Raw genomic sequence first — 15807 nt, 5'->3', positions numbered from 1 at the left:
GATGCCCCTGATCCTGTCCGAGGAATCTCGTCTGGTGCGCGACACCGCGCTGGATTTCTTTCGCCAGCGCAGCCCGGTCACCGCGCTGCGCAAACTGCGTGACAGCAACGATCCGGACGGCTTCTCACGCGATCTTTGGCGGCAGATGGCCGAGCTCGGCTGGACCGGCTTCCTGGTCGGGGAGGACGACGGCGGATCGGGGTTCGGCATGACCGGCCTGGCGCAGGTAATGGAGGCCTCGGGGCGCAGCCTGGCGGCGACGCCGTTGATGTCCACCGCTGTTTTGGGCGCATCCTTGCTATCGCTGGCTGGTTCGGAGCGGCAAAAGGCGGACTGTTTGCAGCCGTTGCTGGCGGGTGAGCATATCGTCGCGCTGGCGCTGGAGGAGAGCAGCCGCCACGCGCCCGACCGGATTGCGCTGACCGCCGAACCGAACGGTAGCGGCTATCGGCTGAACGGTGAGAAGTGCTTTGTGCTGGATGGCCACGTGGCCGACTCGCTGATCGTCGCTGCGCGCACCGGGGGCGGCGTCACGCTGTTCCTGGTTCCCGGCGAGGCGGCGATCCGCACCAGGCTGATCATGGTGGATAGTCGCAATGCCGCGCGCATCCGGCTGGATAACGTGACCGTCGGGGCGGATGCCGTGCTTGGACGGGTCGATGGCGGCGGCGATGCGCTGGATCTGACCTTGGATCGCGCCCGCGCTGGGCTCGCCGCCGAGATGCTGGGCAGCGCGCAGGAGGCGTTCGACCGTTCGGTGCAGTACCTGAAGGACCGCAAGCAGTTCGGCGTGCCGATCGGCAGCTTCCAGGCGTTGAAGCACCGTGCCGCGCAGATGTTCTGTGAGGTTGAAATGACCCGTTCCGCGGTGCTTGCCGCGGTGTCCTCACTGGACCAGAACAGCAATGACGCCGCGGCGCTGGCCAGCCTGGCGAAGGCCAAGGCCAACGCGACGCTGTTTCTTTGCGGGAACGAAGCCGTGCAGATGCATGGCGGCATCGGAATGACGGACGAGCACGAGATCGGGTTTTTCCTGAAGCGCAGCCGCGTTGCCCAGGCCAGTTTCGGCGACACGCGATTCTGCCGCGACCGTTACGCCAGGTTATCGGGATATTAGCGGGCGCTTACTGATGGTTCGAGAGCTTCGGCTCTTGGTGCTCAACCCTTCCTGCAGCAGCTTCTTGTCGGTTCTGCAGCAGATCGCGGTTAGTGTCCTGATTGGCTTCAGGTGTCTGTACGCCGGTGGCTTTCCGCGCGGAACCGCCTGGTGGGGTGTTAGCTGGTAGCTAAACACGTTGGCACGATTGCCTTTAGCCGCCGGCGCCGTGCCCGGCCGAGGTGGCTGAACAGAACAGCGCGGTAGGCAGGATCAGGAGAGTCGGAGCAGTGCCCGCACTTCCAGTGGTCCGATCCCGACAGAAGCATTCATGCGGTCGGGTGAATCGGCCCACCTACTCGACAGCTAGTGGCGGCACTATCCGTCTGATTGAACCACTAGTGTGCCGTTCCGACTGACCTGCATATCGACCGCCGGCTCACGTCACTTGTCCCGCAACACGCAATGGCCGACCAGCATGCCGATGGGGAACGAGGCCAAGGTCCAAACTGTCAGGACGTCGGCGGCATCCTTGGAGACGATGTGCAGCGCGAAGAATCCGGCCGCGACTGCCACGGGCAGGCTGAGCATCGCGGCCAGCCTGAGGGGCTCGACAGTCTTGCTCCGGGTAGGTCGTTTCATATGCATCGATCGGCTCCGATACTCGGAAATCAATGCGACGGGCCCGGCGCGGTGTTATCGGCGGGCGGCGCGACAGAGTTGGTAGGTTGGGTCGGCGCGCCGGAGTTGTTGGTACCCGCGCCGTTTGTCGTAGCGGGACCGTTGGGCATGGTGGAGTTGGGCATGTTGGTATTGTTGGTGTCGGTGGGACCTTGAGTGACGTTCAACGCCTGCAGGGTCGGCACGTCCAACTGGCCGCTCGATCCCAGGTTATGGTCTTGCTGGAACGACCGTACCGCGCTTTCGGTGCCCGAGCCGAAAATTCCATCGACGTTGCCGTGCTTGTAGTAGCCGTTGGACCGCAATTTGGCCTGCACCTTCTTGACCATCTCCGGTGACACGGTGGGCTGGGTCGCCGCCATTGGGGCTTTCGGCGCTGCGCTCGGCGCTTCGCTGGTGGTGTTGCGGTCCATCATGCTCGAAATGTGCGAACATCCGCCTAGCGCGGCCAGCACGCCGACCGCTATCCCGTAACGCCATGCGTTCATCACTTGCTCCTGCAATCCGTTGGCAGTTGAAGCGAGCGAGCGACAGTTTGGTTCCCGATAGCAGCGGTAGCGAAACAGAGAGCGGGCGGTTCAATCGAGCCTGGTTGCGATATCGTGGAACAACCGCGCCGGCAGCCCGCCGCCCATCACGCCTCGCATCGGCGTGTCGTTGTCGTTGCCGAGCCAGATGCCGATCAGCAGGCCCTTGGTCGAGCCGATGAACCAGGCGTCGCGAAAATCCTGCGTCGTGCCGGTCTTGCCGGCGACGATCTGGCCCGGGATCGCGGCGGCTCGTCCGGTGCCGCGGGTCACCACCGCAGCCAGCATCCGGGCCATCATCGCGGCCTCGGCCGGGTCGATCACCGGTTCGGGCTGGTGCGGGGTGCGCGCCAGCCCGAACGGCACGACCCGGTTGCCGCCGTTGAAGAACGGCGCGTAGGCGGCGGTCAGTTCCAGCAGCCCGACTTCGCCGGTGCCCAGTGCCAGCGACGCGTCCTTCGGCAACGGATCGCGGATGCCGAGCTCGGTGGCTGTTGTGGCAATCGCCTTGGGTCCGCCGCAGCGCAACATCAGGCGCACGGCGGCGGTGTTGATCGACTGCGCCAACGCTTGCTCCAGCGTGATCTCGCCCAAGAAGCGGTGCTCGAAGTTGACCGGAGCCCAGGAGCCGATGCGCAGCGGGGCATCCAGCACCTTGTCGTCGGGGGTGAGGCCGGCGCGCAGCGCGGTCAACCAGACGAACGGCTTGAACGTCGACCCGGGCTGACGACGGGCCAGCACGGCTCGGTTGAACGGGCTGTCGTGGAAATTCCGTCCGCCGACCATGGCGCGGACTGCGCCGTTGGCGGCATCCAGCACGACGACCGCGCCCTGGCCGACGTCGTCGGTGGCGCCGGCACCGGCCAGCAGCGCGGAGAGCCGGGTCTCGGCCACCAGTTGATCATGGCTGTCCAGGGTGGTGCGCAGAACGGCGTCCGCATCCGGGGCCAGCAACGCCTGCGATTGGCCGGCGACCCAGTCGGCGAACCAGCCGGGTGCAACGGAGGTGGGGGGGAAGCTGATCCGTTCCGCCGCGGTCCGCGCCTGCTGTTCGGTGATCGCGCCGGAGACCGCCATCGCCGCCAGCACTTCCTTGCCCCTGGCCAGCGCCAGGGCTGGATTGACCCGCGGGTTGAAGCGAGACGGCGCGCGCGGCAGGCCGGCCAGCACCGCGGCCTGGGCCAGCGTCACGTGGCGCGCCGAGACGCCGAAATAGATCCGCGCCGCGGCGTCCATGCCCCAGGCCCCGGACCCGAGGTAGACCCGGTTCAGGTAGATCTCGAGGATTTCCTGCTTGGTGAAGTGCCGCTCCAGCCACAAGGTCAACAACAGTTCCTGCACCTTGCGCTTGATTGTGCGGGCGTTGCTAAGGAACAGCGTCTTGGCAACCTGCTGGGTCAGGGTGGAGCCGCCCTGGACGACTCGCCCGGCGGTGAGATTGACCCAGGCGGCGCGCAGCAGCCCGATCGGATCGATGCCGGGGTGATGCCAGAAGCGGCGGTCCTCGACCGCGACGATCGCGGCCGGCAGCCAGGGGGAGAACGCCTTGAGGCGCAGCGGCTCGCCGACCAGGTCGCCGAAGGTTGCGATGACGTGGCCGGATCGGTCCTGCAGCGTCAAGCTGGGGCGGCGCACTGCGTCCAGCGCCGATTCCGGGCGCGGCAGGTCGCGGGCGAACCATAGCACCGCCACCGCCGCGGCCAAGGTGAGCCAGACCGAGGCGATGAAGCCCCAGCGCAGCAGCCAGGTCAGCGCGCGGCGGCGGGGCGACGTCCCGACGGACGCGGCCGGCGGCGGGCTGATCGGCTTGCGTCCGCGGGCCGTCGCGGGCGGCGGGTGGAACCGGGGTACGGTGGGAGCGGGGCGCGCCATCCCGGCGGTCTGTAGCAGATCGGCCGATGCCGGGATCGAGCTTCTTGCGGTGCGTCGGATGGTTGATGCGAATTGTGGCAGTTCTGCGATACCATTCGGCGGATCGATCCGAACGGACAGAGGAGAGCGTGAATGAGGGGACTGTTTCTCGATGCCGTGGACGACCTTGCCGGGGTGTTCCATCGCGTGGTTCGGCCGACCGACCCGGCGATGGACGTGCTGGAGCGCGGCGAGATCCCGCCCGAGGAACTGCCCGGCCTGACCGCCGGCTATGATTTCATCTTCGACGACCACACCCAGTTGCCGACCGAGGCGATGCGTGGCTGTCGCGGGCTGAAGCACGTGATTTTCCTGGGCACCGGGGCGCGCAGCTACATGCACCCTGAGCAGTTGGTCGAGCTTGGAATCGGGGTGCATATCATCAAGGGGTATGGGGACACCGCGGTGGCGGAGCACAGCATCGCGCTGATGTGGGCGGCGGCCAGGGGGCTGGCGCGGATGGACGGCGGGATGCGGGCCGGCAACTGGATCCGCACCGAGGGCCTGGAACTGACCGGCAAGACGCTGGGCCTGGTGGGTTTCGGCGGCATCGCGGCCGAGGTGGCGCGGATTGCCCGAGGGTCCGGCATGCGGGTGCTGGCGTGGAACCGGACGCCGAAGTCGGCGCAGGGCGTCAGTTTCGTAGAGCTGGACACGCTGCTGGCGGAGAGCCAGGTGCTGTCGCTGCACCTGCTGCTGAATGACGAGACGCGCGGCTTCCTGGACGCCGAACGGCTGGGCAGGTTGCGGCCGGGGGCGATCCTGGTGAACACCGCCCGGGCGGCGCTGGTGGACGAGGTGGCGATGATGGCGGCGCTGCGGAGCGGGCGTTTGCGGCACGCGGCGCTGGATGTGTTCGATACCGAGCCGCTGCCGGCGGGGCATCCGCTGACCACGCTGGCGAACGTGACGCTGTCGGCGCATAGCGGGTTCCGCACGCCGGAGGCCAGCGACAAGTTGATCAGGATGGCACTGGATATAGCGTGTGGGTTGTGAGGGGGCGCGTGGCTCTGGTCGGGTTGCTGGGGCGGGGATAGAACGGCGCGGTGCCCGCCTGGCGGAATGGTAGACGCAGCGGACTTAAAATCCGCAGTTGGAAACGACGTACCGGTTCGAGTCCGGTGGTGGGCATGCCAATCCGGCGGCATTCGAGCCTTGACGCGTCCAGCGAGGTTGTCGAGAAAGCTTTCGCCAGCGCCGCCAACTCCGAACCAATGCCGTTGCCGCCGCATGGCATTGGGGACAAGCAAGCCTCTCGACAGGCAGCCACCAAAAGCGCTTACCCCCGACCGGCCGCCAACCACCTTGCCATCGTCAGCGGCGTTGCTGGATCGGAGTGACCAGCAAACGGGGCTTCGCTGGTCCGATCAAATCCTGCCACGCTCAAAGATCGCCTTGAGCGTGGCGGGTTCGACGGTAACTGACAGCGCGAACGCGATCAGACCAGGGTATTGATGATGCTTGTTCCGCCTGCGGCGGTTGTGCCGGATTGGGCCACGCTGGCCGACTGCGCAGCCTCACCGCCACCGCCACCGCCGTGATGATGGTGATGCGCCTTGCCAGGTTGCTGGGTCGCATCTGCCTGCTGTGCAGGCAGGGGTTGCGGGCCTGTTGCCAGGCTGGTCGCGGCTGTCGTCTGCGCCTGTTGGATGTAGCTCGCTGAAGATGTCGCGGATACCCCGGATATGCTCACCTAAAACTCCTTACATAGTAAAACCGCAATTAGATTAGGGCAGCGAGTGTTAACATTTTCTTATTTTGACGTAACGGTATGTGCCAAAATGGTATCAAATTGTGATCGATTTGATCAGTTACATTGGTCGCCCAATTTATCGCGTTGTTGCGTCGCGGGGCTGTGGTTTGCCCGAGGCTTGCCTGCCTCTCCGATATAAGGATATGTTGATGTGTCGATGGTCCCGCGCGAGCGGGTGAAAAGGGAACGCTGTGCGCCCCGGCAGGACTGCTGGTCCGGGGGCAAGTCGGTGGCTGCCCCCGCAACTGTCAGCGGCGAGATGCCGGTCCGTCCGCCCCAACAAGGCGGGTCACTGAGCCATCCGGTTCGGGAAGACAGGGCCGGAGCAACCGGGCGTGCTGCCCGATCGCCGTGAGCCAGGAGACCTGCCGTCGTCGCTCAAGCCATGCCGCCGGGCGGGGTGCACCGGAGGCCGGAGACAGACATGTCCACGATTTCCGCCGGCGTTCGCCGCCATCCTTGCCGTGACACCATCCGCAGCGAGCGGAGGCCGGCATGACGATCGCAAGCAATCTCGGCTTCCCGCGCCTCGGCCATCGCCGTGAACTGAAGTTCGCGCTGGAGCGGTTCTGGTCGGGCGAGACCGATGCGGCCGGTCTGGACGATGCCGCCCGGGCGCTGCGCAGCCGGCATTGGAAGCTGCAGGCGGGACACGGCATTGGGCACGTTCCGTCCGGCGATTTCTCGCTCTACGACCAGGTGCTGGATACCGCCTGCATGCTGGGCGCGGTGCCGCCGGGCTATGGCTGGCGCGAGGGGCCGGTTTCGCTGGCGAGTTATTTCGCCCTGGCGCGGGGGTCGCGTGGCACCTCGGCGGAACAGGCGGTGGGCATCGCGCCCGGCCTGCCGGCGCTGGAAATGACCAAATGGTTCGATACCAACTACCATTATCTGGTGCCTCGGCTGAGCGCGGATGATCGTTTCGTGCTGACCGAAAATCGGCCGCTGCAGCAGTTTCGTGAGGCGCTGGCGCTGTCGGTCCGGACCCGGCCGGTGCTGCTGGGTCCGGTCAGCCTGCTGATGCTGAGCAAGACGACGGATGGCTCCGATCCGCTGGATCTGCTGGGCCGGGTGCTGCCGCTCTATGCCGAGGTGTTGAGTGGGCTGGCGGCGGCGAATGCCAGTTGGATGCAGATCGACGAACCGGTGCTGGCGCTGGATCTGCCGGCCAAGGCCCGCGCGGCGTTCGCGCTGGCCTACGACACCCTGCGGCGGGGGCCGGCGCCGGACATTCTGCTGGCGAGCTATTTCGGTCCGCTGGGGGACAATCTGGCGACCGCGGCGGCGCTGCCGGTCGCCGGGCTGCATGTCGATCTGGTGCGTGGCGCGGCGGAACTGGACGCGGTTCTCGAGGCGGTGCCGGCCGAGCGCTGGCTTTCGCTGGGCGTGGTGGACGGGCGCAACATCTGGCGCAGCGATCTGCGGGCCGCGCTGGGGGTGCTGCGCAAGGTCGCCTCGGCGCGCGGCAACCGGCGGCTGATGGTGGCGCCGTCGTGCAGCCTGCTGCATGTGCCGGTCGATCTTCGACAGGAGACCGGGCTGCGGCTGGAAACCGGGCTGCGGCTGGAAACCGGGCTTCGACAGGACGGCGCGCTTCGACAGGACGGCGGGCTGGGCGCCGAGGCGAAGGACTGGCTGGCGTTCGCCGAACAGAAGTTGGACGAAGTGGCGGCACTGGGTCGGGGTCTGGACGAGGGGGATGCGGCGATCGCGGCGCAGTTGGAAGCCAGCGATGCCGCGGTGCGGTCGCGCCGAACCAGCGTGGCGGTGCACCGGGACGCGGTGCGGGCGCGGCTGGCGGCGGTGACGCCGCGGATGGAACAGCGCGACAGTCCGTATGCGACGCGGCGGACAGCGCAGCAGGCGCGGCTGCTGCTGCCTCGGTTCCCGACCACGACGATCGGTTCGTTCCCGCAGACTGCGGAGGTGCGCCGAGCTCGGGCGTCGCTGGGGCGCGGCGAGCTGACGCAGCAGGCCTATGACGGCCTGATCGAGGGCTGGATCGACGACGCCGTGCGCTGGCAGGAGGCGATCGGGCTGGATGTGCTGGTGCACGGCGAGTTCGAGCGCAACGACATGGTCAAGTACTTCGCCGAACAGCTCGATGGCTTCGGCTTCACGCGGCATGGCTGGGTGCAGTCCTATGGCAGCCGGTGCGTGGCGCCGCCGATCATCTGGGGCGACGTGGCGCGGCCGCGGCCGATGACGGTGCGCTGGTCGGGCTATGCGCAGTCGCGGACGCAGCGGCCGATGAAGGGCATGCTGACCGGGCCGGTGACGCTGCTGCAATGGTCGTTCGTGCGCGACGACGTGCCGCGCGAGACGGTGTGCCGCCAGATCGCGCTGGCGGTCCGCGACGAGGTGACGGACCTGGAGGCGGCCGGCATCGGCGTCGTCCAGGTTGATGAGCCGGCGTTCCGCGAGGGGTTGCCGCTGCGACGCGCCGCCTGGGCGGACTACCTGGGCTGGGCGGTGGCGTGCTTCCGGCTGGCGACCAGCGGCGTGCGTGATGACACGAGTATCCACACCCATATGTGCTACTCGGAATTCAACGACATCATCGCGGCGATCGCGGAGATGGACGCCGATGCGATCTCGATCGAGACCACGCGCAGCCGGATGGAGCTGTTGGATGCGTTTGCGCCGCGCGGCGCGGGGGAGACGAGCTATCCGGCGGAGATCGGGCCGGGGGTTTGGGACATTCACAGTCCCCGGGTGCCGGATGTGGCGGAGATGACTGAGTTGCTGGGGCTGGCGCGAGAGCGGCTGGATGACTGGCAGATCTGGGTCAATCCGGACTGCGGGCTGAAGACGCGGAGCTGGCAAGAGGTGAGGCCGGCGCTGGAGAATTTGGTGGCGGCGGCACGGGCGCTGCGGGGTGGCCGGATCTTGAGCTGACGCTGGCGGTCCCGCGCAACGGCGGCCGGGGTGCTTGGGTGGCGGCGGGAGAACCCGTTGCAAACGACCCGAGCACCCTGTTGGCTTGGTCGTCGTTGGCTTGGTCGGCGGGCACTGCCGCGGCCGCGGCACGCAGGTCCGATTGTCAGCATGTGCGGAGGCGGCTTTGCCGACTCGCCTCGCCGCTTGTGATACACCTCGCGCGATGGTTGACGACTGTGATGACGTTCGAGGCAATGCACCGATCGGGACGGTTCGCCGAGCCCTGATAGCCGCTTTTGGATCAGCGCGGGCGGACGCGGTCGGCCCGGTCGCGGGCGGCGCTTCGGGTGCGCTGCCGTATCGGGTCGAGATCGGCGAGCGACGGTACCTCGTTCGGCTGGAGGGTCCGGCAAGTCCGCTGCGAAATCCGCACCAATATGTCTCGATGCGCATCGCGGCGGAGGCCGGGATCGCCCCCAGACTGTATTATGCCGATGCGGCCGAAGGTGTCGCGGTGATGGACTTCATCGAGCAGCGGTCACTTCACGCTTATCCAGGGGGACGCCGCGCGCTGCTGCGGGCGTTGGGCGAAATGCTGGGCCGCGTGCAGGCGACGCAGCGGTTTCCGCGCTTCGTCGAATACCCTGACATCGTGGCCCGGCTGTGGGCACACGTGGGCCGCACCGGTCTGTTCGCGCCTGGCGTGCTCGACCCTTATACGGACCGGCTTGTCCGCATCCGCGAGACCTATGCGTGGGATCTGGCAAGGTCCGTTTCCAGCCACAACGATCTGGTGCCGCGCAACATTCTGTTCGACGGCGAACGGCTGTGGCTGATCGACTGGGAGTCGGCCTATTGCAACGATCCCGCGGTTGACGCGGCGATCGTGCTGGACAATTTCGCCGCCTTGCCCGAATTGGATTGCGTGCTGCTACAGGCCTGGCTTGGCCGCGCGCCGGATGAGGCGCTTCGCGCCCGGCTTGCGCTGGTACGCAAGCTGACGCGGCTGTATTATGCCGGGGTGCTGCTGAGCGCGGCCGCGGCGTCATCAGGGGCGGTGGCGGACAGCGACCTGTCGGTGCCGACACCGGCGGCGTTTCAGCGAGCGATCCGTGACGGGCGGGTGATGCCGGGCGCTGCCGAGACCAAGCGCATCCTGGGCAAGATGTATCTGGCATCGTTTCTCATGGGCGGCGTGCCGCCGGGCCTCGATGCCGCGGTGTAGTCGTTGGGAACGATTTACGTCGGAGTGCAGTCGGTTTGATCAGTGTCGAACGATCCGGTTTGGTTGGCCAGCAGCGCGGTCACCCGAAGCGCCGAGGCAAGCGGGCGGTGCGGTTGCCTGGCCGCATCCACCGCTGCGACCAGGGCAGCCAGGGTTTCACCGCGGCGTTGTGCGATCCGCCGCAGCACGGTCCAGAATTCCGCCTCCAGCGCGACGCTGGTGCGGTGCCCGGCAAGGGAGAAGCTGTATTTGACCAGAACGCTCAGGATCGTCGCTCAGGCCCGGAATCGGACCACTGGAGTTCACCGTTCGGCGCCGGTGTATCGTCGTCATTAGCTGATATCCTTCTGAGTTCGGCCTGGTCCAGCCAATGCGGCGGACAGTGATGTTTCGGCGTCACAGCGTCAACGTTCGGGCGGGGAACCCACGACGGCTGGAAATGCGGACCTGGTCGGCGCTTGCACCTGATGGCGACGTCACTCAAAGTGAAGCGAAACGACGGGACGGATGTTCAATGATCAGGATGGGTTTCGCGGCGGCGGTTTTGCTTGCCGGATTGTCGGTTCCGGGATGGGCGCAGAAGGCGATGGTGGGGGTGACCGCCAGCGAAATCAAAATCGGCCAGAGCGCGCCGTTCAGCGGTCCGGCGAGTGCGTATGGGCAAATCTCCACCGCCGAGTCCGACTATTTCAAGATGATCAACGACCACGGCGGCATCAATGGCCGCAAGATCGACCTGATCGCGGTCGATGACGGCTACAGCCCGCCGAAGACGATCGAGGTGGTGCGCCGGCTGATCGAGGAGGATCGGGTGGCGATCCTGTTCCAGACCATCGGCACCGCGCCGAACGCGGCGATCCGCAAGTATGTCAATCAGAAGAAGGTGCCTGACATCTGGCTTGGGTCCGGAGCGTCGATGTTCGTCACCGATCCGAAGCTGTACCCGTGGAGCATTCCGTTCCAGCCAAGTTACCGTCTGGAAGGACAGATGTATGCCAAGTATATCCTGCAGCACAAGCCGGACGCGAAGATTGGCATCCTGTACCAGGACGATGACCTTGGGCGGGACTATGTCAACGGATTGAAGGACGGCTTGGGCGACAAATACGCCAAGATGGTGGTCAAGACGCTGTCGTACGAGATCACCGACCCGACCATCGATTCGCAGATCCTGCAGTTGCAGGCCTCGGGCGCCGACCTGCTGTACGATGCGAGCACACCGAAATTCGCCGCGATGTCGATCCGCAAGGTGGCCGATATCGGCTGGCACCCGCTGCACATCATCGATTCCAACGGCGCGCTGGTGAACCCGGCGCTGGTGTCGGCCGGGCTGGACAAGTCGGTCGGGGTGATTACCGCGCAGTATTTGAAGGACCCGACCGACCCGGGCTGGGCGGACGATGCCGGGATGAAGCAGTATCAGGCCTGGCGGGCGAAATACGCGCCCGAGAGCGATGCGGCCAATCCGGTGTGGGCTTATGGTTACACCATGGCTCAGGCGCTGGTCCTGGTGCTGCGGCGGGCCGGCGACGATCTGTCGCGGGAGAACATCATGAAGGCGGCTACCAGCCTGCCGGACACCACCAAGCTGCCGATGGTGCTTCCGGGGATTACCATCAGCACGAGCCCGACCGACTATCGGCCGATGAAAAGCATGCGGCTGAGCCAGTTCGACGGGAAGATGTATCGGTTGCTGCCGCAGTAGTCCGGTCCAGCCCAATGGGGGCATGGTGGGCACCGGCACGGTTCGATCCGGGGCGAAGCCTGGCGCCGTTGGGCGCATGGCCGGGTGATCGGGCCGGCGGCGAGCGGTGTTGTTGTTTTGTCGCGTGATTTTCGCGCCTTGCACGTTCCGCGCGGCGCGATCATGCTGGCAGCGCCAGGGTGCAGCGATGTGTTTGCCGATGCGGCTGGGCCGATGCGGGCTGGGCCGTCAACGACCGGCGTGGCTTGCCCGCGGGTCGTGGGTGACGGGGCCGCCGGCACGCTCGTGCCGCAGCGCGACCTCGCAGGTGTAGGAGAGTGCGGATGGTCAGTCAGTTCCCCACGATGCGGCTGCGCCGGCTGCGGAGCAACCAAGTGATGCGGGACCTGCTGCAGGAAAGCACGGTCTCGTTGAACGACCTGATCTACCCTATTTTCGTCGAGGAGGAGCTCGACGACTTCGCACCGGTGGACTCGATGCCGGGCATTTTCCGCATTCCGGAGCGCAAGCTGGACGCCGCGATGAAGGAAATCGCCGCGGCCGGGATCAAGGCGGTGATGACATTCGGCGTCAGCCATCGCAAGGATGCCATCGGCAGCGACGCGTGGAACCGGGACGGCCTACTGGCGCGGATGATCAAGCGGGCGAAGGACGCAGCGCCGGAGGTGATGCTGATCTCGGACACGTGTTTTTGCGAATACACCTCGCACGGCCATTGCGGGGTGATCCATGGCGGAGAGGTGGACAACGACCACACCATCGAGAACCTCGGCAAGCAGTCGGTAATCGCGGCCGGGGCCGGTGCCGACATGATCGCTCCGTCGTCGATGATGGATGGCCAGGTGGCGGCGATCCGTTCCGCGCTGGACGGCAACGGCTTCGGCACCATTCCGATCATGGCGTATTCCTCGAAGTTCGCCTCGGCGTTCTATGGTCCGTTCCGAGCGGCGGCGGGCTGCGACCTGGAGGGTGATCGCAAGGCCTATCAGATGAACCCGATGAACGGGCGCGAGGCGTTGCGCGAATCCGACGTGGATGAGGCCGAGGGCGCCGACATGCTGATGGTGAAGCCGGCGATGCCGTACCTGGATGTGCTGACCCGGATCCGCCAGCGCAGCCTGCTGCCGCTGGCGGCCTATCAGGTGAGCGGCGAATACGCGATGATCAAGTTCGCCGCGCAGGCGGGCGCGATCGATGAACACCGGACGGTGCGCGAGAGCCTTGGCGCGATCAAGCGCGCCGGCGCCGACCTGATCTTGAGCTACTTCGCCCTGGACATTGCCCGGCACGGGTTCTGAGACGCCAGCCGCCGGTCGACATCAGGATGATATGCACGCCAACAAGGCCACGGCGATGCGGGTCACCACGATCAGCATTCGTCATCGCCGGAGCTGGGTGTCGTTAGCATCGGCTTGCTGCCACCTGGTCGGATCGATGTCGGCCATGGTCCTTGCGTTTCGATGTTGGCGGTTATCGGCTTCGGACGCGCGCCGCCACGGCAAGGCGCGGCGGCGCGGGCGCGGCGGAGCCGAAGGCTGGTTCGTGCCTCGCCGGCGAGGCACGTGGGTGCGGCGTCAATGCATCCGATACGCATCAGCCGCCGTATAGGTTAGGATTTGCGATCCCGAGGCCTGCCGCATGCCGAACGACCCGCCGCCGCGCACTGCTCCGTTCGCCGCCGATGACACAGCGGGGCTGTTGCTGCGCTGCGCCGGGGGCGATCGGGCGGCGTTCAGGCTGCTTTACGACCGCTGGGGTGGGCGTCTGAATGGCATAGCGCTGCGGATCACCCGCCAGACTGGCCTCGCCGCCGACGCGACCCAGGATGCATTCGTGCAGGTGTGGCAGCAGGCATCCCGGTTCGACCCCGCGCGTGGCAGTGCCGAGGCGTTTCTGATCAGCCTGGTCCGCTACAGAGCGCTGGACATCGTGCGCCGGCGGGCACGTGAGATCCCGGGCTATGAGCCAAGCGAGCAGTCCGACGACACACCGGACGCGCTGGCCCAATTGGTCGGCAGCGCTGAGGGCGCGGCGTTGCGCCGCTGCCTTGGTCTGCTTGACGCCGAACGGCAGCGGCTGGTGGTGATGGCGTTCGTCGAAGGCCTGTCGCACAGCGAGCTGGCGGAGAATCTGTCGGTGCCGCTGGGGACCGTGAAGTCCTGGATTCGCCGCAGCCTGCTGTCGCTGCGGGAGTGCCTCGCGACATGAGTGACGCAGCGGATCGCGATCTGATCGCCGCCGAATACGTGCTGGGAACGCTAGAAGGCGAGGATGCGCGGGCGGCCGCGCAGTTGCTCGCCACCGATGCGGCGTTCGCCGCCGCGGTGCGCGGCTGGGAAGAGCGGCTGATGCCGCTTGCGGCCTGCGCGCCGCCGGTCGCGCCTCCGGCGGGGCTGTGGGACCGCATCGACGTGGCAACGGCGGGGGCAACGGCGGAGGCGGGGGCGGCGGGGATGGCGATGACGCCCCAGGCCGCAGGGGCGGCATCCTCGGTGGCGGGGGCAAAATCCTCGATATCTGCTGCGGTGGCCGACGTGGTGCCGCTTGGGTTGCGGCGTCGGCTGCGCATCTGGCAGGCAAGCACCGGTGCGGCGCTGGCGATCGCCGCATCGCTGGCGATAGTCGTGCTGCATCGCTCGCCGCCTCGGGTCGCGGTGCTGGCGCCGATGACGGGAGGCGTCCCGGTCTTGTTGGCGACGACCCGATCGAACGGAGTGACCAGCATCCGGCCGGACGGGGCGATCACGGTGCCTGGCGATCACGACCTGGAGCTTTGGGCGTTGGGAGCCGGGGACACGCGACCCCGCTCGCTCGGGGTCTTGCCGGCGGCGGGTCGGCAGTTGGCTGCCGCGCTGCCGGCCGGCACGCAGTTGCTGGTAAGCCTGGAACCGCGCGGCGGTTCGCCGACCGGGCAGCCGACCGGGCCGGTGCTGTATGGCGGGCAGTTGACGGCGTTGGAGTGAGGTGGCGGGGCGGCGGCTTCGCGGCTGGCGCGAGCCGGCTGGCGATCCCCGGCGTTGCCTTGGCGGAGCCGGGAGGACGCAGGTGGGCGGTCCAAGGCCGGCCATGGCACGGATCGATTGGGTGAAGTTATGACACGGATGGATCCGGATCGACCGCAATACCGATGGGTCCAGGGTAGCCTCGACCCGGATTGAGCCGAATTGGCCACGACGCGGATCAATCCGGGTTCGCCATGACGGTGGGCGGGATATTCGTTTGTGCCATGCGCCGAGGCCGCTCATGGCACGAAGCGAAGCCGGCGGCGGCGTGGTTGAGACGCCGCCTTGCGGCGGCGTCTCGGTCAGGCGGGCGTCAGTTAGCCGGGAAGCAATACGTGGTCCACGACCTGGATCACGCCGTTGGATTGATTGACGTCGGAGATGGTTATGTCGGCGATGTCGCCCTTCTGGTCCTTCACGCTGAGGTTGTTGGAACCGTTCATCATGACATAGAGCTTGCCGCCTTCCACCGTGGTCAGCGTCGCTACGCCGTGGCCGGCCAGGATCATCGAGCGCAGCTTTGTCGTCGTGTAGTCACCCGGGACCACGTGGTAGGTCAGGATCTTGGTCAGCATCGCCTTGTTCTCGGGCTTGACCAGGGTGGCGACGGTGCCTTTTGGCAGCGCGTCGAAGGCTTCGTTGGTCGGCGCGAACACGGTAAACGGACCCTTGCCGTTCAGCGTATCCACCAGGCCGGCGGCCTTCACCGCGGCGACCAGCGTGGTGTGATCGGCGGAATTAACCGCGTTGGCGACGATGGTCTTGTTGGGGAACATCGACTGGCCGCCGACGCGGACGGTCGGCTCGGACATCGACTGCGCGAACACCGGGGCGGACGCGGTCAGCAGGATGGCGGTAAGCAGGGCAGCGGTCTTCATGGTGCGACTCCTCGCTGGTTTGGCGGCCGTGACCGGTCGCTGTGATGTTCTCGTGCGGAGCCGGCCGATTGGATGCAGCGGGCGGACGGTTTTTTTGCAACGGTCCGGCTGAGCGGGGCATGCCACGGGGTCGGGATGTGGCCGCCGGT

The 15807-nt window shown here is 66.8% G+C and carries 13 protein-coding genes, 1 tRNA gene and 1 riboswitch; of the genes, 9 read left to right on the top strand and 5 right to left on the bottom strand.

The window, feature by feature from the left end:
• Position 1 precedes the first annotated feature (1 nt).
• On the top strand, positions 2–1117 hold the full coding sequence (locus ACQY4Y_RS08300; RefSeq protein WP_428490077.1) for an acyl-CoA dehydrogenase family protein: 1116 nt from the start codon (positions 2–4) through the stop codon (positions 1115–1117).
• Between the two features lie 423 nt (positions 1118–1540).
• Here the strand turns inward: ACQY4Y_RS08300 and ACQY4Y_RS08295 are convergent, their stop codons facing one another.
• From ACQY4Y_RS08295 to ACQY4Y_RS08285, 3 genes are all read right to left on the bottom strand, one after another.
• A complete protein-coding gene (locus ACQY4Y_RS08295; RefSeq protein WP_428490076.1) occupies positions 1541–1687 on the bottom strand; it encodes a hypothetical protein in 147 nt (48 codons plus the stop codon).
• Between the two features lie 80 nt (positions 1688–1767).
• Entirely contained in the window at positions 1768–2265 is a 498-nt protein-coding gene (locus ACQY4Y_RS08290) for a peptidoglycan-binding domain-containing protein (protein WP_428490075.1), read from the bottom strand.
• Between the two features lie 90 nt (positions 2266–2355).
• Positions 2356–4176: a transglycosylase domain-containing protein gene (locus ACQY4Y_RS08285; RefSeq protein ID WP_428490074.1), complete on the bottom strand. Its 1821-nt coding sequence runs from the start codon at positions 4174–4176 to the stop codon at positions 2356–2358.
• 132 nt (positions 4177–4308) lie between these two features.
• On the opposite strand from ACQY4Y_RS08285, the gene ACQY4Y_RS08280 reads away from it, so the two are divergent.
• From ACQY4Y_RS08280 to ACQY4Y_RS08265, 4 genes are all read left to right on the top strand, one after another.
• Complete coding sequence (locus ACQY4Y_RS08280) at positions 4309–5211, top strand: NAD(P)-dependent oxidoreductase (RefSeq protein ID WP_428490073.1); 903 nt, start codon at positions 4309–4311, stop codon at positions 5209–5211.
• A 52-nt stretch (positions 5212–5263) separates the two neighbouring features.
• A tRNA-Leu gene (locus tag ACQY4Y_RS08275) sits at positions 5264–5346 on the top strand.
• Positions 5347–6109: 763 nt separating this feature from the next.
• A riboswitch (cobalamin riboswitch) is annotated at positions 6110–6355 on the top strand.
• 108 nt (positions 6356–6463) lie between these two features.
• Positions 6464–8866 (top strand): 5-methyltetrahydropteroyltriglutamate--homocysteine S-methyltransferase, encoded by a 2403-nt coding sequence (metE, locus tag ACQY4Y_RS08270; protein WP_428490072.1) that lies wholly within the window; start codon positions 6464–6466, stop codon positions 8864–8866.
• 205 nt (positions 8867–9071) lie between these two features.
• Positions 9072–10073 (top strand): phosphotransferase, encoded by a 1002-nt coding sequence (locus tag ACQY4Y_RS08265; protein ID WP_428490071.1) that lies wholly within the window; start codon positions 9072–9074, stop codon positions 10071–10073.
• Between the two features lie 14 nt (positions 10074–10087).
• Here the strand turns inward: ACQY4Y_RS08265 and ACQY4Y_RS08260 are convergent, their stop codons facing one another.
• Positions 10088–10330: a ribbon-helix-helix domain-containing protein gene (locus ACQY4Y_RS08260; RefSeq protein WP_428490761.1), complete on the bottom strand. Its 243-nt coding sequence runs from the start codon at positions 10328–10330 to the stop codon at positions 10088–10090.
• Between the two features lie 257 nt (positions 10331–10587).
• On the opposite strand from ACQY4Y_RS08260, the gene ACQY4Y_RS08255 reads away from it, so the two are divergent.
• From ACQY4Y_RS08255 to ACQY4Y_RS08240, 4 genes are all read left to right on the top strand, one after another.
• Positions 10588–11778: an ABC transporter substrate-binding protein gene (locus ACQY4Y_RS08255; protein WP_428490070.1), complete on the top strand. Its 1191-nt coding sequence runs from the start codon at positions 10588–10590 to the stop codon at positions 11776–11778.
• Positions 11779–12101: 323 nt separating this feature from the next.
• Positions 12102–13076 (top strand): porphobilinogen synthase, encoded by a 975-nt coding sequence (hemB, locus tag ACQY4Y_RS08250; RefSeq protein ID WP_428490069.1) that lies wholly within the window; start codon positions 12102–12104, stop codon positions 13074–13076.
• 340 nt (positions 13077–13416) lie between these two features.
• A complete protein-coding gene (locus ACQY4Y_RS08245) occupies positions 13417–13986 on the top strand; it encodes a sigma-70 family RNA polymerase sigma factor (protein WP_428490068.1) in 570 nt (189 codons plus the stop codon).
• Positions 13983–14741 carry an anti-sigma factor gene (locus tag ACQY4Y_RS08240; protein ID WP_428490067.1) on the top strand — a complete coding sequence of 253 codons (759 nt, stop codon included), beginning with the start codon at positions 13983–13985 and terminating at the stop codon, positions 14739–14741. Before ACQY4Y_RS08245 ends, ACQY4Y_RS08240 begins: the two co-directional genes overlap by 4 nt.
• Positions 14742–15097: 356 nt before the next feature.
• On the opposite strand, the gene ACQY4Y_RS08235 is transcribed toward ACQY4Y_RS08240, so the two are convergent.
• Positions 15098–15658, bottom strand: a complete 561-nt coding sequence (locus ACQY4Y_RS08235) for a fasciclin domain-containing protein (RefSeq protein ID WP_428490066.1) — start codon at positions 15656–15658, stop codon at positions 15098–15100.
• Between the last annotated feature and the right edge of the window lie 149 nt (positions 15659–15807).

The sequence above is a fragment of the Rhodopila sp. genome (assembly GCF_965277165.1).
In the GTDB taxonomy this organism is placed as follows: domain Bacteria; phylum Pseudomonadota; class Alphaproteobacteria; order Acetobacterales; family Acetobacteraceae; genus Rhodopila.
The sequence above is the reverse complement of the archived record's forward strand: the minus strand, read 5'-3'. Positions and strand labels throughout refer to the sequence as shown.